Below are 22,831 nucleotides of genomic sequence, written 5' to 3' on the forward strand. Positions count from 1 at the left end.
AAAGATTAAAGCCAAAAGAAATTATCATGAGTACTGAAAACACATTAGAACATAAAATAGCAAAAGCCGATTTCGAAGGTAAGCAGGAATATACCATTACGGTATATGCTGAAAACCGCATTGGTTTATTAAACAGAATCGCGATTATCTTTTCAAAAAGAAAAATCAATATCGAGAGTTTAAATACCTCTCCATCAGAAATTGATGGCATCCACCGTTTCAACATCGTGATAACCGAAAGTTACGATGTGGTGAGAAAATTGGCCCGCCAGATCGAGAAGCAGGTTGAGGTTTTAAAGGTATATTTCAACACCAACGAGGAAATCATCTGGCAGGAACTTGCCCTCTACAAAGTGTCGACAGACGAAATTGCTGAAAAAGTTACTGTAGAACGCTTACTGAGACAGTATGGTGCCAGTGCCGTAGTGATCCGTAAAGATTATACGGTGTTTGCAGTTACCGGACACCGAGAAGAGACAGATGCATTGGTTAAAGCGCTTGAGCCATATGAACTGATTGAATTTGTTCGCTCAGCAAGAGTGGCCATTATTAAAGATAGTGCAGGTTTCCACGAAAAACTAAAAGAATTTGAAGCTTTTGAACCGGGAGAAGAACTTATAGAAAATGAGTTTTTAGACAAAGGCGAGAAGATTTTTACGATGTAAGCAAACAGCATGGACGAGATATTTGAATTTATCATCAATTCACGTAAGGCATTTATACAACTGATCGATGGTTTGACTATCGGGCAACTGAATACGATACCCGATGGTTTTAACAACAACATCATCTGGAATTTTGGTCACATTGTAGTGAGTACTCAAACGCTATGTTATGTTCGTACCGGGCTTGTAGCTGATGCCAGTAATGTAAAGTTCAATGAGTTTTACAAAAAAGATACCCGACCTACATACACAGTTACTGAAACAGAAGTGGCTGAGCTAAAAGCAATAGCCCTGCAAAGTATCGACCAGATAAAAGAAGACTATGCAGCAGGGGTATTCAAGGCGATTACTCCTTTTTCTACCTCAACCTATGGTGTGGAGATGAAAAGCATAGAAGAAGTGCTGATCACCACTGTTGGGCATGACAATGTGCATTATGGCTATGCATGGGCACTAAAAAAAGTAATATAAATAAAACATAAACCGATAATAAATAGAAATTAACCAATAAAAACGATGTCAAATTATTTTAACACATTACCTCTTAGAGAAAAATTAAACCAGCTTGGTGTTTGCGATTTCATGGACAGCAATGAATTTTTAGACGGCGTTAGCGCACTAAAAGGCAAAAAACTGGTAATTGTAGGTTGCGGCGCGCAAGGCTTAAACCAGGGTTTAAATTTAAGAGATAGTGGTTTAGATGTAAGCTACACGTTGCGCAAAGAGGCGATTGAAGGTAAAAGGGATTCGTGGAAAAATGCAACCGAAAACAACTTCAATGTTGGCACTTACGAAGAATTAATTCCTGGTGCTGATGTGGTAATTAACCTTACACCAGATAAGCAACACACCACAGTTGTAAATGCCATTATGCCTTTAATGAAAGAAGGCGCTACATTATTATACTCTCACGGATTTAATATTGTGGAAGAAGGCATGCAGATCCGTAAAGATTTGACGGTAATTATGGTTGCGCCTAAATGCCCGGGAAGTGAAGTGAGAGCTGAATATGTTCGCGGTTTTGGTGTACCAACATTAATTGCTGTTCACCCTGAAAATGATCCTCAAGGTAAAGGACTGGCACAAGCAAAAGCTTATTGCGTAGGTACAGGGGGTCACAGAGCAGGTGTATTGAAATCATCTTTTGTGGCTGAGGTTAAATCAGATTTAATGGGCGAGCAAACTATCCTTTGCGGATTATTGCAAACAGGTTCGATCCTGTCTTTTGATAAAATGGTTGAAAAAGGAATCGATGCAGGCTATGCTTCTAAACTGGTTCAATATGGTGTTGAGGTAATTACTGAAGCTTTAAAGCAAGGTGGTATCACGGCAATGATGGATCGCTTAAGCAACGTGGCTAAAATTAAAGCCTTCGAAATCTCGGAAGAATTAAAAGACATTATGCGTCCGTTATTCCAAAAACATCAGGATGATATTATGAGCGGTGAATTTAGCCGTACCATGATGGAAGATTGGGCTGCCGGTGATAAAAACCTGTTAAAATGGAGAGCTGAAACCGGTGAAACTGCTTTTGAAAAAACGCCTGCAGGTGACGTTAAAATCGGAGAGCAAGAGTATTTTGACAACTACCTTTTAATGGTTGCTTTTGTACGTGCAGGTGTTGAGCTGGCTTTCGAAACTATGGTTCAGGCGGGTATCAAACCAGAGTCTGCTTATTACGAGTCGCTACACGAAACGCCACTTATTGCAAACACCATTGCCCGTAAAAAACTGTTCGAAATGAACCGTGTAATTTCTGATACTGCTGAGTATGGCTGTTACTTATTTGACCAGGCATGTAAACCTTTATTAGCTAATTTCATGACCAAAGTGGATACCGACTTAGTGGGTAAAAACTTTAACGAAGGTAAAGATGGCGCAGTAGATAACAGAAAGTTAATTGATGTTAACGAAGCAATCCGTTCGCATGAAGTAGAGCAGATTGGTGCTACTTTACGTAAAGCCATGACTGCAATGAAGGCAATTAAAACTGCATAATACACTTACAAACTCCGCAGGTTTTAAACCTGCGGGGTCTTATTAAACATAACAAAATGTCAAAAACATTAGTAGAAAAAATTTGGGATGCACACGTTGTAAAAAGTGAAGAAGGATTTCCTGATATTTTATACATTGATACGCACTTAATACACGAAGTAACTTCTCCGCAGGCTTTTGATGGTTTACGTAAACGCGGATTACCTGTTTTCCGCCCGCAGCAAACGGTTGCAACTGCCGATCATAACGTACCAACGCTGAACCAGCTACTTCCAATCAAGGAGGAACTTTCACGCTATCAGGTAGATATGCTAACCAAAAACTGTGCAGAATTTGGTATAGAACTTTACGGCTTAGGGCATCCTTTTCAGGGAATTGTTCACGTAATCGGCCCTGAACTGGGTATCACGCTACCAGGAAAAACCATGGTTTGCGGTGATAGCCATACTTCAACACACGGGGCTCTGGGCGCTATTGCTTTCGGTATCGGAACATCGCAGGTAGAGCAGGTTTTTGCAACGCAATGCTTATTGCAATCGAAACCTAAAACCATGAAAATTGAAGTAAATGGGGAACTTGGAAAAGGTGTTGGTGCAAAGGATATTATTTTATACATCATTGCCCAGATTTCTGCTGCCGGAGGTACAGGTTATTTCGTAGAATTTGCAGGTTCGGCAATCCGTAGCTTAAGCATGGAAGCCCGAATGACAGTTTGTAACATGAGTATTGAAATGGGTGCACGTGGTGGCTTAATTGCCCCTGATCAAACCACTTTCGAATACATTAAAGGACGGCAGTTTGCTCCGAAGGGTGAAGAATGGGATCAAGCCCTTGCCTACTGGAAAACATTGTATAGTGATGAAGATGCTAAATTCGATTCAGTATTAACTTTCGATGCGACTGATATTGCCCCCATGATTACCTATGGAACTAACCCTGGAATGGGTATCGGTATTGCTGATAAAGTACCTGCAACATTGGCTCAACCAACAACAGAACAGGTTTCATATAAGAAAGCACTGGATTACATGGGTTTCAACGACGATGAAAGTTTATTGGGCAAACCAGTTGACTATGTATTTATCGGAAGCTGTACGAACTCAAGGATTGAAGATTTACGTGCCGTTGCCGATTTTGTAAAAGGCAAACAAAAAGCAACTGGTGTTGAAGTTTGGATTGTACCTGGCTCTAAACAAGTTGAAGCGCAAGCTAAAGCCGAAGGCCTGGATAAAGTATTCGAAGCTTCAGGTTTTCAGCTCCGCGAACCAGGTTGTAGTGCTTGCTTGGGCATGAACGAGGATAAAATTCCGGCAGGAAAATATTGTGTTTCTACATCAAACAGAAACTTTGAAGGACGACAAGGCCCTAATGCACGTACGATGCTTGCAAGTCCGTTAACCGCAGCTGCTGCTGCCGTTACAGGTAGAATTACAGATGTAAGGGAATTATTGGAAAAAGTTTAAGTAAACCTTTATTGCGAGGCACGAAACAATCCATTGCGAAGATTGCTTCGTGCCTCGCAATGAGGGACATTAAATATGGTTTTAGAAGTTGCAGTATTAAATATTAAAAAAGGATTATCGGCCGATTTTGAAATCGCTTTTAACGAGGCGCAAAAAATCATTTCTTCGATGGATGGATATATTTCTCATGAGTTGAAAAAATGTATGGAAGAAGTTGATAAGTATATCCTGCTAGTAAATTGGGAAACACTCCAAGCGCATACGGAAGGCTTTAGAGATTCCGCAGAATACCAAAACTGGAAAAGCTTACTACATCATTTTTATGAACCTTTTCCCGTTGTTGAACATTATGTCTCGGTAGAAGGTTAAAAATGTAAACAGACGAAATGGAAACATTACAGGAAATACAAAATCAGTTTAATGCAGTATCAGAAAAATACGACAGGCAAAGGCGTTTTCTTATCCCTTGCTTCAACGACTTTTATGCCGCTGCACTAACCTTATCGCAAGAGGTTTCTGATGTAAGAACCATTTTGGATGTAGGTGCCGGAACAGGTTTAATGAGTGCGTTTTTTAATGAGAAATATCCTCATGCCCAAATCACACTGGTTGATATTTCTTCGGCAATGCTAAAAAAAGCAGAGGAACGTTTTGAAGGAAATGAAAATATCAGCTTTTTGAATGCAGACTTTGCTAATGTTGATTTACCTGAAAATCATTATGACCTGGTAGTTTCAGGGTTAGCGATTCATCATCTGCCGAACGAATTGAAACAACAGCTTTTTCGCAAAATTATGAAGACACTTAAACCGGGCGGCTGGTTCATCAATGCCGACCAGGTATTGGGCCAAACGGAATTAGCAGAAAAGATTTATACGGAAAACTGGAAAAATCATGTGCAGCAGAATCCGAATTTAACAGAAGAAGAAAAACAAAGTGCCTTTGAGCGGATCAAAGTAGACATTATGGCTCCACTGAAACTTCAATTGGAATGGCTTGAAAGTGCAGGGCTACAAAATGCAAACTGCTATTACCAGTATTACAATTTCGTAGTTTTTGCTGCAAATAAATAAAAAATAAGGCGGTATAATGGTTGTTGATACCTGATAACCGCTAATTGATACTAATTAAAATGAGAAAGTTCACAAAATTAACATCGGCAGTAGTGCCTTTAAACATAGAGAACATCGATACCGATCAGATTATTCCTGCACGGTTTTTAAAAGCGACAACGCGTGAGGGTTTCGGTGAGAATCTTTTTCGCGACTGGCGTTATAATGGTGATAACACGCCAAAACAAGAGTTTGTACTGAATAACCCAACCTATAGCGGAAAAGTACTGGTTGCGGGTAAAAACTTCGGTTGTGGAAGTAGCCGTGAGCACGCAGCATGGGCCATTCAGGATGCCGGATTTGATGTTGTAATCAGTAGTTTCTTTGCTGATATTTTTAAAGGTAATGCATTAAACAATGGTTTATTACCGATTCAGGTGAGTGATGAGTTTTTAGCTCAGATCTTTAAAGCCGTTGAAGCCAATGCTAACTCTCCTTTAGAAGTTGACCTGGAAAACCAGACCGTTACTATTGTTGAAACCGGAAAACAGGAGGCTTTTGAAATTAATCCATATAAAAAATCTTGTTTGATTAATGGTTACGATGACATTGATTTTATTTTGGCGCAAACCAAATTAATTGAGGAATTCGAAAAAAACTAAAGATTAAAGGGTGAAAGCCTTCGGTAAAAAGCCATAACAATGATTTAAAAACAATCCAGCTTACATGTATTAAGGTTCCTAAGGTGGTAAAAAAACAAATGAAAGAGAGTTTCGTCAGCATAAAACATTTAAACCTAAAATACCGTGAGAAACCGGTGTTAAGTGATTTGAACTGGTCTGTAAATGCAGGCGAGCAATATGTTTTATTTGGTGAAAGCGGTAGCGGAAAAACATCACTGGCAAAAATAATAGCAGGCTTACAAAGTGCAGCTGGTCAGGTAGAAATCAAATATGCCGCCGGTAGCCATTTGCCTGCCGAAGTTTTATTTGTTGAAAGCTGGTACCAGTTCAAAAACCTTGAAGGTGTAGCCAACTTTTATTACCAGCAACGATACACCAGCCAGCAGGCTAAAGATACCCTTACTGTCCATGCCGAGTTAGTGAGTTATGGAAAAGAAAAAGGGCTTCATTTCGATCAGGTTGAACCTATACTCGAAGCTTTAAAGTTTTCATCTTTCGCAAGTTCGCAGTTAATCGAATTGTCTAGCGGCGAGCATAAAAAATTACAACTGGTAAAAGCTTTGTGGTTAAAGCCACAATTGTTAATCATCGACCAGCCCTATACCGGCTTAGATGTATCATCCCGCAAAAATCTAAACCATCTTTTAAACAAAATTTCGGAAGAAGGTGTTCAGCTGATCTTAATTAGCAACGACGATGAACTACCATCACTTATTAACCGATATGCCGAAATAAAAAACGGACAGATGGTCGTTTCTGATTACAAGGAACGCTTGCCAGCTGTTGTTGAAAGACCTTCAAAAGAAATTCCTGATTTCCTGAAAGAATCTCCGGTTTATTCATCAACGAATATTGTTAAAATGGTTGATGTCAACATCAGCTATGGGGAGAAACAGGTATTAAAAAATATCAACTGGGAAGTTAATGCCGGTGAAAAATGGTTGCTGGAGGGCCATAACGGTTCAGGTAAATCAACTTTGTTAAGCCTTGTAAACGGAGATCATCCACAATCTTATGCCAACGAACTTTATCTGTTTGGAAACAGGAGGGGAAGTGGCGAAAGCATTTGGGATATCAAACAACATATCGGTTTAATTTCACCAGAATTTCACTGGTATTTTGATGCCTCAGCAACGGTTTGGCAAAGTATTGCATCTGGCTTTTATGATACGGTAGGATTATTTCAACAGTTGCCCTATTCAAAAAGCGAACAGGTTGATGAACTGATAGAATATTTTGGCTTAACGGCAAACAAAAATGAGCTGCTAACCTCACTCCCATTGGGAAAACAGCGCCTGGTTTTATTGGCAAGGACAATTATTAAAAATCCTGAATTGCTCATTCTTGACGAGCCCTGCCAGGGATTAGACCAACAGCAAACACAATACTTCAACCAGCTGATTGATGAGCTTTGCGGCAACGGTATGACTTTAATTTACGTTGGCCATTTTGAATCGCAGCTGCCAACCTGCATAGAAAAAAGAATATTATTAGAAAAAGGCGAGGTAAAAGTCGTCGAAAGTTTAAATATAGAAATAGTAAGCTAACAAAACAGCCACGAAAGCACAAAATACACGGAATAAATTTTTCCTAATTTCTGAGTTTCCGTGGCAAATGATTAGCTGAAAAACAATAGATTACAATGAAGAAGAACATTTTAGTAATACCTGGCGACGGTATCGGCCCTGAAGTTACCACATGGGGAAAAGCAGCATTAGAGAAAATTGCCGAAATTTTCGGACACGAATTTACGTTTGACGAAGCTTTAATGGGCCATGCAGCCATTGAAGTTACCGGCGAGCCCCTACCAGATGAGACCCTGGAAAAAGCAAGAAAGAGCGATGCCATCCTTTTTGGTGCTATCGGCCATGCCAAATATGACAATGATCCAAGTTTGAAAGTTAGACCGGAACAAGGTTTATTAAAAATCCGCAAGGAACTTGGTTTATTTGCCAATCTCCGCCCAATATTACTATTTGATGAACTTCTTCAGGCATCCAGCATTAAACCCGAAATTTTAAGAGGAACCGATATTCTGTTCTTTCGCGAATTAACAGGCGATGTTTACTTCGGCGAAAAATCACGCTCAGACGATAGAAATACAGCATCCGATCTGATGATCTACCACCGTTACGAAGTGGAGCGTATTGCACACAAAGCTTATCAGGCTGCTCAACAACGCAGTAAAAGATTATGTTCTGTAGATAAGGCAAATGTTCTGGAAAGTTCGCGCTTATGGCGTGAAACCGTTCAGGAAATTGCAAAGCAATATCCTGATGTGGAAACAGAGCATATGTTTATCGATAATGCGGCGATGCAGCTAATCAAAAATCCAAAGAAATTTGATGTGGTTTTAACAGCCAATCTCTTTGGCGACATTCTTACCGACGAGGCTTCTCAGATTGCTGGTTCAATGGGTATGTTAGCATCCGCATCAGTTGGTGAAAGCACAGGTTTCTTTGAGCCTATTCACGGTTCTGCACATGATATTACAGGAAAAGACCTGGCTAATCCATTAGCCTCTATCCTATCAGCAGCATTGATGCTGGAAATTGGTTTTGGATTGCAGGAAGAAGCCAAATTATTGGTTGACACGGTAGATGCTGTGTTGAAAGATGGTTTCAGAACCCATGATATTGCTGACCAAAGCACTAACCGTTTTAAAGTTTTAGGCACTGCCGAAATGGGTAAATTGGTATTAAAATTCTTAAGTCAAAAAATTAATCAATCCTAAATAACAGATTATGATTCACGATCCGAACAAAGTTTATATTTTCGACACGACCTTACGTGACGGTGAGCAGGTACCAGGCTGCCAGTTAGATACAAAACAGAAAATTGAAATCGCTAAATCACTCGAGCTTTTAGGTGTTGATGTGATTGAGGCCGGCTTCCCTGTTTCAAGTCCGGGCGACTTCAACAGTGTAATAGAACTATCGAAAGCAGTTAATCATCCTATTATCTGTGCTTTAACCCGTGCAAATAAAAACGATATCGATGTTGCTGCCGATGCTTTACGTTACGCCAAAAGACCCCGTATCCATACAGGGATAGGTTCTTCCGATTTCCACATTAAGCATAAATTCAACTCTACCCGCGAGGAGATCTTAGAACGTGCCGTTGACGCGGTTAAATATGCCAAAAAGTATGTTGAAGATATTGAGTTTTATGCAGAAGATGCCGGTCGTGCCGATATTGAGTTTTTAGCCAAAATGGTGGAGGCCGTGATCGCAGCAGGTGCAACAGTAGTGAACATTCCAGATACTAATGGCTATTGCCTGCCAGATCAATACGGTTCGAAAATCCTTTATCTGAAAGAGAATGTAAAAAATATTGATAACGCCATTATATCTGTTCACTGCCACAATGATTTAGGTTTAGCAACAGCTAATTCCATTGCAGGCTTACAAAATGGTGCCCGTCAGGTAGAATGTACCATTAACGGTATTGGAGAGCGTGCTGGAAATACCTCGATGGAAGAAGTGGTAATGATCCTAAAAACGCATAAGGTTTTAGGTTTAAATACCAGTATTGATGCTACCCAGTTTTATGATATCAGCCACATGGTAAGAAACCAGATGAATATGCCTGTTCAGCCAAACAAAGCCATTGTAGGTGGAAATGCCTTTTCGCACAGTTCTGGTATTCATCAGGATGGATTCTTGAAAAACCGTGAAAATTATGAAATTATTAAACCTGAAGATGTGGGTTTCCCTGATGCAAGCATCGTTTTAACAGCAAGAAGCGGTCGCCATGCCTTAAAACATCATTTGGTTCGTTTAGGGCACGATTTAAATAAAGATAACTTAGATATCGTTTATAAACAGTTCCTGGTTTTAGCCGACAGCAAACAGGGCATTAACGATACTGATTTGAACCAGTTGGTTGCCTTGCACCTGGCTTAACCACAATAAGCGAAAAGCATTGCAATTTGCTTTTTGAGACACAATATAAACGGTTGACAAGTTTCATCGCCTGTTAACCGTTTCCACATAAATAAGAAATGAATACAACAACCCCATATACACTCGATTTTAATTCTGCATCGCAACGGCTCAAAGGCGTGGTAAAACGTACTCCATTAGAGTTTAATGCCGGACTTTCTGCCCAGTACAATGCCAATATTTATTTAAAAAGAGAGGATTTGCAGATTGTACGGTCGTACAAATTACGTGGGGCCTACAATAAGATTAGTCAGCTGCCAGAAGCCGCTCTGGTTAATGGCGTAGTGTGTGCCAGTGCGGGTAATCATGCACAGGGTGTGGCTTATTCATGCAAAAAATTAGGTATCAAAGGGGTTATCTTTATGCCTGAAATTACGCCTAAACAAAAGATCAAACAGGTAAATATGTTTGGTGGCGACAATATTGAAATCATATTGGTTGGCGATACTTTTGATGATTGCTTAAAAGAAGCCTTGATTTATTGCGAAGAAAAAGCATCAACATTTATTCCTCCGTTTGATGATGATAAAGTAATTGAAGGACAAGCAACCGTAGCGGTGGAGATTTTTGAAGATCTGCCTGATTTGGATGCCATCATAGTACCCGTTGGAGGCGGTGGCTTGGCCTCTGGTGTAAGCGCCTACTTACAAACCGTAAAACCGGATGTGAAAATTTTTGGTGTGGAGCCAATGGGTGCACCATCATTAAGTGAAGCACTAAAAAACGGTGGACCGGTAACTGTTGAAAACATTGAACGTTTTGTAGATGGTGCTGCTGTTAAAAGAATGGGCTGGATTACATATCAGTATTGCAAGGAACTGCTAAGTTCAACATATTTGATCCCCGAAGGGCAAATATGCACCACCATACTAAAGCTTTACAACGAAGATGCAATTGTTGTAGAACCTGCCGGGGCTTTATCTGTTGCTGCTTTGGAGCAGGTAAAAGAACAGATTGCAGGCAAAACAGTAGTTTGTGTAGTAAGCGGAGGTAACAACGATATAGAGCGTATGCAGGAAATCAAAGAGAAATCTTTACTTTTCGAAGGCCTGAAGCATTATTTCATTGTTCGCTTTCCACAACGTCCGGGGGCCTTAAAATTGTTTGTGAACGAGGTTTTAGGCCCACATGACGACATTACCCGTTTTGAGTTTATTAAGAAAACAAATAAGGAAAACGGCCCTGCACTAGTGGGTATTGAATTAACAAATAAAGATGACTATGCGAGCTTATTACAGCGGATGAAGGATTTCAAATTTGAGATAATTGAATTGAACCAGGACCAGACTTTATTTGAGTATCTGGTTTAATTTTCCATTTCACAAAAACGTACAATACAGCAAACAACCAGAAATATGAACTTCAAAGATTTAACTAATAAGACACTAATTGCCGACTCTGATATTGATTGGGAAGTTTTAGGCAACGGCGTAAGACGTAAAATTATGGCTTATGATGATAACCTGATGCTGGTTAAAGTTGAGTTTGAAAGGGGGGCTGTAGGAACTATTCACAATCACCCACATTTACAGTTAAGTTATGTAGCCAGAGGCAGTTTTGAAGTAACAATGGGTGAGGATAAGAAAGTTTTAAACGAAGGTGATGTTTTCTTTGCTCCAACTCTTGTATTTCATGGGGTTGTGTGTTTAGAAGACGGTTTGTTAATTGACGTTTTTAATCCCCATCGGGCAGATTTTTTATAGATTATATCTTTTCAGCACTCGGCACTAAGCATCTTGCAACTAATGTTTGATATCTGGTACCTGATACATTAAAGCTTGTTACTCAAAAGTCAGCCTCACATTCTTATACCCCAAACCTTCAACAATCGGTTTTAAAACACTAAGCGCATTGGTTTTGGTTTGAGCCAGAATATTCGATTTTTTCACCTCAGCCAGTATTTTCTGTTCGGCTGATTTATATGCTTCATCTACTAATTTTGCTTCTCTGAAGTAAGCCATCTTTGTATCATAAACCCTTGAATTTTTATGGTCAATTTTGACATAGCAAATCTCAGGCTGTGGTAAATTTACTACAGCAGTGTCCGCATCTACTGTAATATCTTCACGGGTAATTTTGGTTAAGTCGATGCAGCCAACAGCGTCTGCTTTTACAATGAGCAATACACTGGCTTCTGGTAAGAAATCAGTTTTATTTTTATGTTCCAATACATCGCTAATCTGATAACGAACCAGCTCTAATTTGCCAATAGCCTCAATCTTTTCAACCAGAAGCTGGTGTTTACTTTCCACTGTTGTATTTATACTGAACTTTTTTGAGATGAAAAAGTATCCGGCTACGATCAAGATCAACCAGGGTAAAACTCTAAAAAATATTCTCATTACAGGATGTTATGTGTTCAAAACTCATTGATGTGCGTAATGCTATAAACAATTATTAATCCATATTGTGTGCTTAGATTTTTTTGGCAGTTATTTTGTATTACGCGGAGTACACACACAAATAAAACTAATCACATGAAAAAGCTAACCATCCTAATGCTTTGCATTGCCACACTAGGTCTGGCATCCTGCAAGAAAGATCCAATCATTGAAAACACTCCGAACTTAACGTTGTATAAGACTATTCAGCCAGGTAGTTGGGTGGCCAAGAGCGAAAATGGTATAGGATCCTATTTATACGTAGATATCACAGATCCTCGCATTGAAGAATATGAAGATGACGGTATTATCTTGTCATTCGCTCGTTTCAACGATGACGGCTATGATGCACTTCCTTTTACCTATGGTGTTGACTCTTATAGCTACAGTTCATTTCCAGGCAGAATTAGGGTGTATCTACAAAATAGGGACAATAGAAATAGTTCTCCGCTGGCGCCATCTGCAAGCATTGGAGCAAGAATTGTTCTCGTAGCATCATCATCAAACTAGATTTTAAAATTCTAAGAAACGACTTATGTTCAATTGAACATAGTCGTTTTTTTTATGCTCTCCCCTGTTCAGTTGTAAAGCCCTTACGGAAACGCCATTTCTTTCCAGGAGCAATTCATCATAAAATCCTTTATAGTAAACATCCTTAACCTCAAAACGCCTGCTATTCCAGCTGCTATTGATTTCAGCCCACTCCGGATAGAAAACCACTGATGCAGCAAAAGTTTTAATGCCAAGTTTCTCGGCATCGCCACGAGACAACACAACTGCATTGCCCAAAATCTGAGCCGTGTAGATATGTTTAGGTTGCTGATAGATTTCGGTAGGTTTACCTGTTTGTAACAACTCGCCATTCCTTAAAATGATCATTTGGTCTGCCAGAAACAAGCCATCAGCCGGATCATGAGACACCAGAATAACTGTTACTCCGGTTTCGGCAGCCACCCGCTTGATATCAGCTCTTAACTGGTTTTTCAACAAGGCATCAACCTGGCTGAATGGCTCGTCCATCAGTAGAACCTGGGTGTCGGAAACCATTGCCCTGGCAATTGCTACACGCTGTTGTTCTCCGCCACTCAGTTCAATAATTTTTTTATTTTGTAGTGGAAGGATACGCAAATGCTCCATTATGGCCAGCGTTTTCTCAGCTTTGGTTTTCAGATCAGTATTTGATAGTTGTGAAGCGATATTATCGTAAACCTTTGCGTAAGTGTTTAAAGAGAAATCCTGGGTAACCATTTTCATTTGCTTATGGCCGGGGATTAGCTGCTCGTCGGGACCTAAAACCCGCTTATCGTCAAAAAAAACATCACCACTATCGCTTTTTAATAATCCATAAATCGATTTCAGGAGGGTAGATTTTCCACTCCCGCTTTCGCCGATAATGGCTACAACATCGCCCCGGGTAATCTCAAAACTGACATCTTTAATTCCGCCAGATTGTTCGGCCTGATATTGTTTGGTTAAATTTTTAACGCTGATTATGGTATTGCTCACGGGGTAAATATAAAGCTTAAAGAAGAAAGGCTAAAGCTTAATGTTCAATAAATAAAAAATCCTGTTCCGCCTAACCGAAACAGGATTTCATTTTGTGTGTATAATAATCATTTATCAGTTCAGAGACGATTAGTTAACTGGCCTTGAAACTGAAAGATATTAAGCCTTAGTTTAAGCCGAAAGTTACACCGAAACTCATGTTTTTCAAACCAGCTTGTGCAGGGGTTGCAAACATATCATTGAAATAGTATTTGGTGAATAAACCTAAACCTCCGTAACCGAATCTAACTGTACCACCGTAACGAACCGACTGGAAGTGATAATTATCATATTGCTTTACTTTTCCAAATTCATCGCTGATTTGCTTTACTTTTCCGTTCAACAAGAAGCTCACTTCAGGTCCGAGGACAAAATAAAATCTTTTACCTTTCTTGCTTTCTGCCGTGCGGAATTCAAAGTTTAACGGTATATGCACATAACTGCTGGAGAAACGATTTTTCGAATAAGCCACATTATCGTTGGTGTAAGTTAGCGTTGGCTGATTCTTTTGGATGGTGATATTATCCCTTAATCTGATCAGCGTCCAGTCGAAACCACCAGCAACATAAATTTTAAAGTTTGAGCTGAAACGATATCCGAACTGCAGTACATCAAATGAGAAAGTACTTGTTTTGCCCCCTTTGTAATCAAGAAAATCGTTTGTAGGAGATAAATTGAAATCGCCGTTATCAATTAATCTGGAGAAACCCAAATCAACTCTGGTAAAGGTTATCCCGCCTACAAATTTGCTTTTCGGAGCTTTTTTTGTGGAGTCGTCCATTTTTGTAACCAGCGTACCGCCACCAATTCTCACCATGTATTTATTTTTCTTTTTTATTACTGTGTCTTTGGCAACAGTATCTTGTTGTGCAAAAGCACCTGGAGTAATAGCACCGGCAAGTCCGCTTACCAATAATGCTGTATAAATTAAACGTTTCATATGTTGTGTGTGTTTGTTTCTTTGAACTATTAAGGAGGTATTGCTGGTTTATTTTTTATTTTTCTTTCCAAATCTAAACGGGCCGATATTAATAGACGAAATAGAAGAATCATCGTCATCTGTACGGAACTGGATAAACTTTTCTTTCCGTCTGTCTACTTTGTTAACAATCAGGTTCACAACATCGCCAACATTACGGATTCCTTTGTTTTCACTATCATCACCAGTTACCTCATCAGCAGTTTTAACAATGTTTTCATTCTGCGCTAAAACCAGATCTTGCTTTGGCTGTAGAATTGCTTCGTCAATCTTTGTTTTTAAATCTTTCTGAGGCTCCGCAACTTTTGCAATCATGGTTTCCTGCTTTTGCATTTCAGGGGCTGTAATGACCTGTTGTTTTTCTGTTGTTTTAACTTTTTCTTTGATGGTAGTTTTCGCAGTTGATTGAGATGATTTTGAAGCACTAGTCAAAACCTGACCCTGATTTACTGAACGAGCATCCAGGTCCTTTTCTGTGCCTACAACAGGTTTCGTTTCGACAGCTGGTATAACTGATTTAGGCTCAACATGAGCTGCCAGTTGTTTGGGCTTAACATCTTGTTGCTGATAGATCAAAAAGCAGACTGTGGCTACTAAAAGCACGGCTGCTGCCGATAACCAATACAATGGAACTACCCTTTTCTTCTTTGTATCAATTTCACTTTCTATGCTGCTCCACAAGTCTCTCGACGGTATGATTTCAGCATCTTCGAAAGCATTTTTAAATAGCTTATCTAAATCCTTATCCCGTATAGGTTGCATAACCAAATCCCTCCATTTTTATAATTTCTTCTTTTAAAATTGCCCTTGCTCTTGACAGCTGGGATTTGCTGGCGCCTTCAGAAATACCCAATGCCTCTCCGATCTCTTTATGTGAATAGCCTTCAATTGCATACATATTGAACACCACCCGGTAACCATCGGCCAGTTTTTGAATCACTTTCATCAAATCCTGCATCCCCAAACGGCTAAAATCAAATCCGGTTGAAGGCTGTTCGTAAGCTTCGTCTATTTCGACTACACTCAAGCTCCTTAAATTTTTACGGTAACTTTCAATTGCCGTATTTACCATTACCCTTCTGATCCATCCTTCAAAAGAACCTTCCCCTCTGTAATCTTTAATCTTCTGAAAGATTTTGATGTAGCCCATTTGCAAAACATCTTCGGCTTCCATTCTATCTTTGGCGTAGCGCATACAAACAGCCAGCATTTTCGTTGCAGTTTGCCTGTAGAGCATCTCCTGCATCTTCCGGTCGCCAGCTTTGCAGCCCTCCATCAAATCGTCTATCGTATAGCTTCGCGTCAATTTCATTGTGTGTTTGTATATAGAAGATGGCAGATTACAAACAATGGTTGCATGAGGTGTAAAAAAAAGTTAAATAAATGATGAAAACCACGTTAACAAATGATTATCAGAAAGATATAATAAATAAGAATACGATATATTAAACTAAAACCCCATAATTTTTTTAAAATTATGGGGTTTGTCAGGCGTGGCTTTGCACCTTAGCCTTTATTTTTCTGATTTTTTAACTTTAAACAATTTAAAATCCTGTTTATAAGTTAGAAAAAATGAATGGTTAAACTGTAGTTGTTTATCTGTATTATCCAGATCAATATGTGGTTCGAAGCGAACATCAAGATATAGGTTAGGGATTAGTTCTTTCTGATAAGCATAGCGTAATGAAACAATGTTCCTCGCACTTTGCTTTAAGCCATTCGTGTATAAATTACCGGAAACAGATTCATACAAGGGCATTCCCTTGATCGAAATGAAGTTATTCCCCTTCCAATATGACGCTACCAGGCTTCCCCATTTACTTTCTACACCCGCATTTAACCACATACCGAAACCACCCTGATAGGCCCTCCGTTTATCGGGTGAAAAGTCTTTATAAACAGCGATGTAATTGTCTGTATAAACCTGTTTAATATTGGTATTAATCTCTTTGTGCAATTTTAGTCCAGTGGCGCCATTGAAAACCGTACTGATCGGGATTTCTTTCAGCATATCGATTTGCCCACCCTGGTGGAAAGCCAGAAACTGAGCAGGAAAACTGAACTTCCAGCCATTATTCTCAGAGATGGTGGTTTCAGTAGATAAACCACCTACAATCTCTTCTTTGGCTGCTTCACCGGTGTAAATCATTTTCTGCCACGCAATCCATGCATCCAGGTTAAATTTTTTGCGCTCGATTAACAACTGGGTTCCATATTCAACTGGATTGGTAATTGTTCTTTCAAAATCGTAAAGTGGCTCAATGTACTTGTGCTGAATTCCACCTTCAAGACTACCGAAAATGAGTGTTAAATTCCGCTTATGATATTTAAGGCTAAAAAGTGGCTTCGCATCAGTAACACCGTTCCGGCCAAAATCTTTGCGGATAAAAGCACCTGCAGTAATGGCTAAATTAGGATGTGCATAGTAAACAATCTGAGGTTGCAACTGGGTGCCATACAAAGTATAGCCATCATGGAAATCGTTGGTATACTCGTAGTTTCGAACGTAATTGAAGTTGTAGAGATTAAAATGAACTTCGTTTGTCAGACTGCTATCCGGACGAATCCTGTTTTCCAGTGCAGACTGATCGAACTGGGAGAAAGCAGCCAAGGAAATACAAAGAAGGGATATTAGCAGTAAGGTCTTCTTCAGACCCGTTTTTATAAACATGAGTTTGGATTTTAAGGCTCAAATTTAGGATAGTTTTTTCGTAAAGTATAAACTAGCAAGCATCAAGTATCCGGAACTGAATATAAGTTTACGCAAAGGAAACAAAGAAGTGTATGTATATATCTTGCTTTAGTATTTGAGCCTACTTCTTCAACCTGTAATTTTTATACAGTTTGACAGCAATCATAATCGCCAACGCAACACCCATGATCCCAATTAAGCCGTAGATCCAGTTTAATGCATTTTTTAGAATCACGACGAAAACAATGGCAATCATAAAAATGGTGGCCAGTTCCCTCCATAACCTCAGCTGAAAGCTCGTCATTTTGAATTGATTGTTTTGGAGTTGTTTAACAATATTTCCGCAGATGAAATGGTAAATCAGCAAACCAAACACGAAGCCGAGTTTTACCCACATCCAGTCCATTTGTAAAAGACTGTTGTTTAGGTTGAGCATCCCTACTCCTGCCACAAATGTAATAATCATTGCAGGCTGGCAAATAATTTTCCATAAAGTAGCCTCCATTTTAACAAATTGTTTAAGGAGGATACTTTTTTCTGGTTCTGATTTATCGTTGGCTTCTGTGTGGTAAATAAAAAGGCTTAAGATATAGAAAAGACCCGCCATCCAGCTTATTACAAATACGATGTGAACGGCTTTGAAATACTGGTAATATGGCAGTAAAATATCTATCATCCTATGTTAGAAATTAATATCTAAACTCTTTCACTACCTCAATCGCATACTTCACGTTATCAAAAGGGATATCAGGCATAATTCCATGGCCCAAATTGAATATAAACCCTTCTGTTCCACGCATACGTTCAAATAATTTATGAATTTGTGCCTTAATTACACTTTGATCTGCGTATAGAATATGTGGATCTAAATTCCCCTGAACAGCAATACCAGCTGGCAAAGCGTTTTTAATGTTTAGTAAATCAGCATTCCAGTCTACCGAAATTACATCGGGTTTTGCCTCTGCCATTACCGGTGCAAAAACTGAGCTTCCTTTACAGAAAGAAATTACAGGAACATCCTTTCTGTTGAGGTTAGCGATAATCTCCTGAATGTAACGGTGAGAAAATTCCTGATAGTCGTTCCATGATAAGGCCAGTGCCCAGCTATCAAAAATCTGAACGGCATTTACACCAGCTGCAATCTGAAGGTTTAGATAATCAGCGGTCACTTTCGCAATTTTAGCCAGAAGCTTGTGTGCAAGTTCAGGTTGATTATGGATAAATAGCTTTGTTAGTTTGAAATCTTTAGAAGAACCACCTTCAATCAGGTAGCTCATTACCGTAAAAGGTGCACCGGCAAAACCAATTAAAGGGATGCTTCCATCCAAACGTTGCTGAATTACCTTAATTGCATCGGCAACATATTGTAATTCGTCTAAACAATCTACATTCAGGTTTTCAATGTCCTGAGCGTTGCGGACAGGATTCGCGAACTTCGGACCAACGCCCTGGGTAAAACTCAAATCGCCACCCATAGCCTCGCCGGTTACCAGGATATCACAGAATAAAATGGCAGCATCGATACCCAATAAATCAACAGGCAGCATCGTTACATCAGCGGCAATTTCAGGAGTTTTGCACATCTCTAAGAAAGAGTACTTGTTTTTGATCTCCCAGTATTGTGGCATAAAACGACCAGCCTGACGCATCATCCATACCGGCGGACGCTCTGTTTGTTTCGAAAATGCTGCGTCTAAAAATAAATTATTCTTCATGATTTGTATTTCGGGCATCAAGGGCTTTAAGTCCTTAGCTACTTAATTCTTAAAATTGTAATTCCGCAAAGGTATAAAATAAAAAAAAACGAAATACCTTTTTATTCCTAAACCGGTACTTCGTTTTTCAAAATGACAATTTGAATATTATAATCTGTTTAATTCCTTTTCGATCTTAACGATGATATCTTTTGAACGGGCTGTTTCAACAAGCTCTTTTGCGAGCTTAACATAAGCCTCTGCCCTTTCTTTATCTTTTTTACGCAAAGCCAGATTTGCCAGGTGAATCAGCACATATCCCTTCTGAGTTTTGCCCCCAACAGGAAAACGGCTTGCCAGCTGAAAGTGATATTCAGCTTTGTCCCATTCTTCCTCTTTCAAGGCCATATTGCCTTTCATAAATTCATAATAGCCTCTGCGGCTTTTAGCCAGTCTTTCCGGGCTCCTTACTTCATCAAGCAGCAATTGCGCTTTACCAAATTCATTATTTTTGAAGTGTTTGGAAGCCATTAATACAGAGCTGTGCCTGAAGTGGCTCCAGATGGTAAATCCAAACAAGAAGGCTGCCAAAGCAGCCAGCTGGTAGTGTTCGTAATAAAGGCAAACCAAAGCAGCTGCAATAAAAACAGCCATTAAAGCATACCTACCCTTATTATTATACATTAATGAATATCAGTAAATTTATAACCGACACCACGAATGGAATGAAAGTAAACAGGATTTTTTTGATCCGGTTCAAAATACTTACGGAATGTTAAAATGAAATTGTCAATCGTTCTCGTCGACGGATAAACATCATAGTTCCAAACTGTCTCCAGAATTTGCTCGCGGGAGACTGCTTCATTTTTACGCTCAATTAAAAGCTTCAGCAACATGGTTTCCTTTTTGGTTAACGGGGTGATGGTACCGTCATCATGTTTAAGTTCAAAAGAGTTGAAATAAATGGTTTTATCACCAATTTTATAAGAGTTCAGTTCTTTCAGATCATCAGCTTTCAAGCTGCGTTTAACCAGAATCCCCACACGAAGGATAAGTTCTTCGAGGTTGAAAGGTTTAACCAAATAATCATCAGCCCCCTTCTTCAATCCTAATACCCGGTCTTCCGATGTATTCTTTGCGGTTAAAAACATAATAGGCACTTCAGCATTCTCTAAGCGGATTGTCTCACAAACCTGAAAACCATCCATTTCAGGAAGCATAACATCTAAAACGATCAGATTGAAACGTTCTTCTTTAAATACTTTAAGAGCGGTTTTGCCATCTTTAACGGCGTGAACTTTATAACCCTCAAGTTCGAGGTTTAATTTGATAGCATCTAACAAGTGGTCCTCGTCTTCTACCAATAGAATTCTTAATTTTTGTGACATAATTGAGATTAACTAAATGTTACTTCAAAAATACTCCCCTGAGGCAAATTGTCTTTTACAGTAATATCTGCATCATGGTATTGTAAAACCTCTTTCACAATAAACAAGCCTAAACCTGTTCCTTTCGCTTTCCTGACATTCTCATTACCAACGCGGTAAAACTTATCAAATATCAACATTTTTTCGGGATCTGAAATACCCGGACCTTTATCGATTACACTTAACTGAATATGCCCATCTACTTTATCTAAAAGCACATTTATCTCATCACAGGGACTTGAGTATTTAACTGCATTTTCTATCAAATTTGTAACAACTGACGATAAGGCAAACTTGTCACCCATAATCTGCAAATTTGGCTGAATCTGGGCGTTTATCAATTGCTCATTTCCGCAGGAATGGACCTGCAACCGATCTGTTATTTTATAAACCAGCTCAGAGAAGTTAAATTCTTCTTTAGGGAAGGTATATGACCGGTTTTCAATTTTAGTTGCCAATAACATGTTTTCAACCAGATCATCTAAGCGTTCAATATCTTTTAGCGAATTATTTAACAAAGAAACCTGACGTGCTTTATCTAAATCTCTTTTAACAATGGTCTGGATAGAAAGTTTGATTGCTGCTAACGGTGATTTCAATTCATGCGTAATTGACATGAGGAAATTCTGCTGCTGTTCTCTTAATTTATCCTCGCGTTTTAATGATTGATGCAAGAAATATCCCCCTATACAAAGCAAAAACAAAAACACTGAACCCTCACCCATAATCATTGTCATGCGGCTAGGTTGTAAACGCACTACTAAAGTGCCCCAGGAAATGAGCTGAACCAGGGCATAAAGCAATAACGCATAAAATATGATAATTGATTTTTTCATTATTTCGGGTTGAGGCCGGTTAGGTTATTGATACTCATTTGAACATTATTTTTTGAACACAAAATCAAGTGCTTCAAAAATTGCCCTTTTTGCTTTTTCCAGCTCTATTTTAGTATGTGCTGAAGATACAAAACCTACTTCATATCCGGATGGCCCCAGGTATATGCCTCTGTTTAGTAACTCGCGGTGCATGATTTTAAATTTCTCCATGCCATTGGCATCAATATCATCAGCCGATTGAATTTTATCCTTATCAGTGAAGGCAAACCAAAAGATAGAGCCAACAGTAAAAACCTTAAACTTATAGTTTCTGGCTGTTGCAAAGCGTTGTATGCTGGCAACAAACTCCTGCGCTTTAGCGTTCAGATCTTTGTAAAAACCAGATTTACTGAGCTCAGTTAGCGTGGCAATACCTGCAGCCATTGCAACCGGATTACCAGACAAGGTACCCGCCTGATAAACGCCGCCATCAGGAGAAATATGCGCCATAATTTCCGCCGAAGCACCATACATACCAACAGGGAGTCCGCCACCGATAATCTTTCCGTAGGTAACTATATCCGGCGTAATACCATAATATGCTGCTGCACCTTCAAAACCAACCCGAAAACCTGTAATCACCTCATCAAAAATCAAAAGAGAATTATTATCTGTACAAATTTTACGCAAGAAGTGAATGTAATCTTCATCCTGAATAATCAAACCATTGTTTGCAGGAATGCCTTCAATTATTACTGCAGCAATCTGGTCTTTAAACTGTGAAAAAGCCTGTTCAATTGCAGCGGTATCATTTAGTGGGATGACAATAGTTTCTTCTGCAAAAGACTTTGGAACGCCGGCAGACGATGTTTCTCCGAATGTAACCAGTCCTGAACCAGCCTTCACCAAAAGTGAATCACTATGACCATGGTAGCATCCTTCAAACTTCAATATTTTATCCCTGCCTGTAAAGCCTCTTGCTAAGCGAATAGCCGACATTACGGCTTCTGTACCCGAACTTGTAAAACGGATTTTTTCTACAAAGCGATTATTTTTAATGATCAACTCCGCAATTTCATTTTCCAAAGCTGTTGGCGCACCAAAACTCATTCCGTTCTGCATCACCTCTGTAACTTTCTCTCTGATTTTTGGGTTGTTATGTCCAAGGATCAAAGGTCCCCAGCTCCCACAAAAGTCAATAAACTGATTACCATCAGCATCCCAAATGTAGCAACCATCCCCCTTCTCAATGAAAAGTGGTGTTCCATAAACAGATTTAAAAGCCCTTACCGGTGAGTTCACTCCACCAGGGAAATATGTTTTAGACTTCTCATACAGTTCAGCTGATTTTACTCGGGAAATATCAGGTTTACTCCCGGTATTTACAGGGATATCGGCTTCGTTGCCTGAAAACATTTTTTTTATTGAATCTAACATCTTTTTATGGTTGGAGGCTGCAAGGTAGAAGGCAAAAAGTCCGGGATTCAAACCCG

The 22,831-nt window shown here is 39.3% G+C and carries 25 protein-coding genes; 13 read left to right on the plus strand and 12 right to left on the minus strand.

The window, feature by feature from the left end; genetic code table 11:
- The first annotated feature begins 26 nt into the window (after positions 1-26).
- The 12 genes from ilvN to AC570I_RS10250 all read left to right on the plus strand — a co-directional run bounded on the left by ilvN (position 27) and on the right by AC570I_RS10250 (position 11,508).
- Positions 27-665: an acetolactate synthase small subunit gene (gene ilvN, locus AC570I_RS10195; RefSeq protein ID WP_047798634.1), complete on the plus strand. Its 639-nt coding sequence runs from the start codon at positions 27-29 to the stop codon at positions 663-665.
- Between the two features lie 9 nt (positions 666-674).
- A complete protein-coding gene (locus AC570I_RS10200; protein WP_047798635.1) occupies positions 675-1,136 on the plus strand; it encodes a DinB family protein in 462 nt (153 codons plus the stop codon).
- 45 nt (positions 1,137-1,181) lie between these two features.
- Positions 1,182-2,663: a ketol-acid reductoisomerase gene (gene ilvC / locus AC570I_RS10205; protein ID WP_497405369.1), complete on the plus strand. Its 1,482-nt coding sequence runs from the start codon at positions 1,182-1,184 to the stop codon at positions 2,661-2,663.
- A gap of 56 nt (positions 2,664-2,719) precedes the next feature.
- Positions 2,720-4,126: a 3-isopropylmalate dehydratase large subunit gene (gene leuC / locus AC570I_RS10210; RefSeq protein ID WP_497405370.1), complete on the plus strand. Its 1,407-nt coding sequence runs from the start codon at positions 2,720-2,722 to the stop codon at positions 4,124-4,126.
- A 75-nt stretch (positions 4,127-4,201) separates the two neighbouring features.
- Positions 4,202-4,495 carry an antibiotic biosynthesis monooxygenase family protein gene (locus AC570I_RS10215; protein WP_497405371.1) on the plus strand — a complete coding sequence of 98 codons (294 nt, stop codon included), beginning with the start codon at positions 4,202-4,204 and terminating at the stop codon, positions 4,493-4,495.
- Between the two features lie 17 nt (positions 4,496-4,512).
- Positions 4,513-5,199, plus strand: a complete 687-nt coding sequence (locus AC570I_RS10220) for a class I SAM-dependent methyltransferase (RefSeq protein WP_497405372.1) — start codon at positions 4,513-4,515, stop codon at positions 5,197-5,199.
- A gap of 59 nt (positions 5,200-5,258) precedes the next feature.
- Entirely contained in the window at positions 5,259-5,840 is a 582-nt protein-coding gene (gene leuD / locus AC570I_RS10225; protein WP_047799048.1) for a 3-isopropylmalate dehydratase small subunit, read from the plus strand.
- A 98-nt stretch (positions 5,841-5,938) separates the two neighbouring features.
- Complete coding sequence (locus AC570I_RS10230) at positions 5,939-7,408, plus strand: ATP-binding cassette domain-containing protein (protein ID WP_497405373.1); 1,470 nt, start codon at positions 5,939-5,941, stop codon at positions 7,406-7,408.
- A gap of 95 nt (positions 7,409-7,503) precedes the next feature.
- On the plus strand, positions 7,504-8,595 hold the full coding sequence (leuB, locus tag AC570I_RS10235) for a 3-isopropylmalate dehydrogenase (protein WP_497405374.1): 1,092 nt from the start codon (positions 7,504-7,506) through the stop codon (positions 8,593-8,595).
- A 10-nt stretch (positions 8,596-8,605) separates the two neighbouring features.
- The gene (locus AC570I_RS10240) at positions 8,606-9,766 is read left to right on the plus strand and encodes a 2-isopropylmalate synthase (protein ID WP_082120612.1); all 1,161 of its coding nucleotides are present in this window, start codon (positions 8,606-8,608) and stop codon (positions 9,764-9,766) included.
- Between the two features lie 98 nt (positions 9,767-9,864).
- Complete coding sequence (gene ilvA, locus AC570I_RS10245) at positions 9,865-11,115, plus strand: threonine ammonia-lyase IlvA (protein WP_497405375.1); 1,251 nt, start codon at positions 9,865-9,867, stop codon at positions 11,113-11,115.
- A gap of 45 nt (positions 11,116-11,160) precedes the next feature.
- Positions 11,161-11,508 (plus strand): cupin domain-containing protein, encoded by a 348-nt coding sequence (locus AC570I_RS10250; RefSeq protein WP_497405376.1) that lies wholly within the window; start codon positions 11,161-11,163, stop codon positions 11,506-11,508.
- Positions 11,509-11,586: 78 nt separating this feature from the next.
- Here the strand turns inward: AC570I_RS10250 and AC570I_RS10255 are convergent, their stop codons facing one another.
- On the minus strand, positions 11,587-12,147 hold the full coding sequence (locus AC570I_RS10255; RefSeq protein WP_497405377.1) for a DUF4230 domain-containing protein: 561 nt from the start codon (positions 12,145-12,147) through the stop codon (positions 11,587-11,589).
- 135 nt (positions 12,148-12,282) lie between these two features.
- On the opposite strand from AC570I_RS10255, the gene AC570I_RS10260 reads away from it, so the two are divergent.
- Positions 12,283-12,696: a hypothetical protein gene (locus tag AC570I_RS10260; protein ID WP_497405378.1), complete on the plus strand. Its 414-nt coding sequence runs from the start codon at positions 12,283-12,285 to the stop codon at positions 12,694-12,696.
- Between the two features lie 3 nt (positions 12,697-12,699).
- On the opposite strand, the gene AC570I_RS10265 is transcribed toward AC570I_RS10260, so the two are convergent.
- From AC570I_RS10265 to hemL, 11 genes are all read right to left on the minus strand, one after another.
- Positions 12,700-13,692 (minus strand): ABC transporter ATP-binding protein, encoded by a 993-nt coding sequence (locus tag AC570I_RS10265; RefSeq protein WP_497405379.1) that lies wholly within the window; start codon positions 13,690-13,692, stop codon positions 12,700-12,702.
- A gap of 166 nt (positions 13,693-13,858) precedes the next feature.
- Positions 13,859-14,671, minus strand: coding sequence for an outer membrane beta-barrel protein (locus AC570I_RS10270; protein ID WP_497405380.1), 813 nt, complete (start codon positions 14,669-14,671; stop codon positions 13,859-13,861).
- A gap of 48 nt (positions 14,672-14,719) precedes the next feature.
- Positions 14,720-15,472 carry a hypothetical protein gene (locus AC570I_RS10275; RefSeq protein ID WP_497405381.1) on the minus strand — a complete coding sequence of 251 codons (753 nt, stop codon included), beginning with the start codon at positions 15,470-15,472 and terminating at the stop codon, positions 14,720-14,722.
- Positions 15,453-16,022: an RNA polymerase sigma factor gene (locus AC570I_RS10280; protein WP_316800010.1), complete on the minus strand. Its 570-nt coding sequence runs from the start codon at positions 16,020-16,022 to the stop codon at positions 15,453-15,455. The genes AC570I_RS10275 and AC570I_RS10280 overlap by 20 nt, the downstream gene beginning before the upstream one ends.
- 201 nt (positions 16,023-16,223) lie before the next feature.
- Entirely contained in the window at positions 16,224-17,381 is a 1,158-nt protein-coding gene (locus tag AC570I_RS10285) for a lipid A deacylase (protein ID WP_497405382.1), read from the minus strand.
- A gap of 142 nt (positions 17,382-17,523) precedes the next feature.
- Positions 17,524-18,078, minus strand: coding sequence for a CopD family protein (locus AC570I_RS10290; RefSeq protein WP_497405383.1), 555 nt, complete (start codon positions 18,076-18,078; stop codon positions 17,524-17,526).
- A gap of 13 nt (positions 18,079-18,091) precedes the next feature.
- A complete protein-coding gene (gene hemE, locus AC570I_RS10295) occupies positions 18,092-19,117 on the minus strand; it encodes a uroporphyrinogen decarboxylase (protein WP_047799051.1) in 1,026 nt (341 codons plus the stop codon).
- Between the two features lie 147 nt (positions 19,118-19,264).
- A complete protein-coding gene (locus AC570I_RS10300; RefSeq protein WP_497405384.1) occupies positions 19,265-19,780 on the minus strand; it encodes a hypothetical protein in 516 nt (171 codons plus the stop codon).
- Positions 19,780-20,484 carry a response regulator transcription factor gene (locus AC570I_RS10305; protein WP_047798652.1) on the minus strand — a complete coding sequence of 235 codons (705 nt, stop codon included), beginning with the start codon at positions 20,482-20,484 and terminating at the stop codon, positions 19,780-19,782. The genes AC570I_RS10300 and AC570I_RS10305 overlap by 1 nt, the downstream gene beginning before the upstream one ends.
- An 8-nt stretch (positions 20,485-20,492) precedes the next feature.
- A complete protein-coding gene (locus AC570I_RS10310) occupies positions 20,493-21,359 on the minus strand; it encodes a sensor histidine kinase (RefSeq protein WP_047798653.1) in 867 nt (288 codons plus the stop codon).
- A 45-nt stretch (positions 21,360-21,404) separates the two neighbouring features.
- The gene (gene hemL, locus AC570I_RS10315) at positions 21,405-22,775 is read right to left on the minus strand and encodes a glutamate-1-semialdehyde 2,1-aminomutase (protein ID WP_497405385.1); all 1,371 of its coding nucleotides are present in this window, start codon (positions 22,773-22,775) and stop codon (positions 21,405-21,407) included.
- Positions 22,776-22,831: the final 56 nt, after the last annotated feature.

The organism is Pedobacter sp. A2324, assembly GCF_059693705.1.